This window comes from Mesorhizobium sp. CNPSo 4670, from assembly GCF_057784235.1.
The window spans coordinates 1-2,122 of record NZ_JBWJFQ010000058.1; the positions used below are offsets into that span (position 1 = coordinate 1).

1 protein-coding gene and 1 pseudogene are annotated in these 2,122 nt (G+C 57.8%); both read left to right on the forward strand.

Features of this window, described 5'->3' with window-relative positions:
• Positions 1-679 (forward strand): annotated as a pseudogene (locus AC0ZT5_RS35025) (aldehyde dehydrogenase family protein); the annotation flags it as partial.
• 916 nt (positions 680-1,595) lie between these two features.
• On the forward strand, positions 1,596-2,122 hold a 527-nt coding region (locus AC0ZT5_RS35030), incomplete at its 3' end, for a thiamine pyrophosphate-dependent dehydrogenase E1 component subunit alpha (protein ID WP_488500150.1).

Below are 2,122 nucleotides of genomic sequence, written 5' to 3' on the forward strand. Positions count from 1 at the left end.
CCATGGTGGCGCGCAAGATCTCGCCGGCTTTGGCAGCGGGCTGCACGATAGTACTGAAACCCGCAGAACAGACGCCACTCGTGGCGGGTGCAATGTTCGTCCTTGCGCATCAGGCTGGCTTTCCCGAAGGCGTGGTCAACCTGATCTACGCTTCCGAGGGCGATGCCGTCGGACGCGAGCTCTGCACAAACCCCAAGGTGCGCAAGATCAGCTTCACCGGCTCGACCGAGGTTGGCCGGCTCCTCATGCGCCAGTGCTCTGACCAGATCAAGAAAGTCAGTCTCGAGCTCGGCGGCAATACGCCTTTCATCGTTTTCGATGATGCCGACGTCGATGCCGCGGTCGACGGTGCGATCCAAGCCAAGTTCCGCAACGCCGGCCAGACCTGCGTTTCCGCGAACCGCCTTTACGTTCAATCGGGCGTTCACGATCAATTTGTCGACAAATTCGTGGAACGGGTTCGCCAGCTTCAGGTTGGTGACGGCTTCGATCCAGGTGTCGCCGTCGGCCCGCTGATCGATAGGCATGCACTGACCAAGATAGAATCGCACATAGCCGATGCCGTCGCAAAAGGCGGCGCAATTCGCTGCGGGGGGAACCGAATCGGCACGGGCGGCACATTCGCCAACAGTGCTCACTCATGTCTCCAGCGACATGACGATTGCCCAGGAAGAAAGCAATCGCCAAGCTGGCCGGGTCTATCGAAGACCAGTGCGCGGTGGTCGTGCAGGGCCGCACGGCGTCCTCGTCCTCGTTGCCGCATCGTTGCCAAATATGATCCGCATCTGGCCACGGCGCACAACCGAGGCCGATGTAGTCTTCTATGGCAGTTCTCTCGGCCCGACCTCCGGTCGTGAGCCTGTGTCTCGATCTTCTCGGGGAAGGCCAACCACCCTCCCAGGCTTTAGTTGGAGGCAAGCCGCGTGGTCGCACCCCGTGGTATCCTTCCGACATTCTTGTCCTGTATCGAACAAAATGAGGTCTGTGGGTTTGTTCCGGCCAAGGCCTCGTCTCTGTAAAAGTAATGCGATTGCATGGCCTTAGGTCAAATGGCGCGGCGCTTGCACTATACTCTCAAAGCCCCAGCGAAAGCACCGGACAATAGGAACAGGGACCGTCAGCAATGGCATCGGGACATGGTCAACTCCAGAGGTCAGTGCTCGATAGCTGGATTGCGTGTGATTGGTCTGGGCCTACGAACGCTCGCGATTTGCCGTGGGCCAGCCTTCATCTGGATGCGCGTGGCGAAGAAATCCACCAAGGGGCCACCCAAGGCAACGTCAGAGTCTCAAGACTAAGCTTCCACGACTGTCCGCACCAGTTCTGCCGGCCGGGGCTTCCGAAGGGCCAAATCACCCATACCAACGGTTGTTGGGGGACGAAGGGGGGCGAGACCCGTCCTTACAAAGAGGCAAAGATGTGGCGCGAAATGCTTCGAATTATTATTCGACGAAACATTTCATCACCACGCTCCTCTTGTCGAATTATGGGCGAACCAATAAAGTGGCAGACTAAAACTAGAAACACTTACTAAGCCTACCTCTGCTGTCCCAGGCAGGCATTTTTACCTTTCGTGTTGGAGCAACGTTTGGATCATGAAGTTAACTGGCGATCAGAGACTGGAAGCTTATCGACGGATGCTTCGTATCCGTCGGTTCGAAGAAGAAGGTATGCGGCAGTGCGAAGATGACAAGATCCCTGGTTTCTTCCACGCGAGCGTGGGGCAGGAAGCCGCTACCGTGGGGGCATGTCTCGCCCTTCGGAACAATGACACCATGACCGGAACCCATCGTTCGCACGGCCATCCGATCGGCAAGGGTGCGGATCTGAACACGCTCATGGCCGAGCTGATGGGAAAGGCGGGCGGCATTTGCAAGGGGCGCGGCGGTTCAATGCACGTTGCAGACAATTCGGTCGGGATCATCGGTGAATCGGGTATCGTCGGAGGAGGCATTCCTCTTGCCACAGGGTGTGCGTTCAGCGCCAAGTTGCGCGGTGTCGATCAGGTTACCCTTTGCTTCTTCGGCGATGGGGCGGTGAACCAGGGCACCTTCCATGAGAGTCTCAACATGGCGTCGCTTTGGAAGCTTCCGGTCATCTATCTTTGCGAGAACAACGGCTA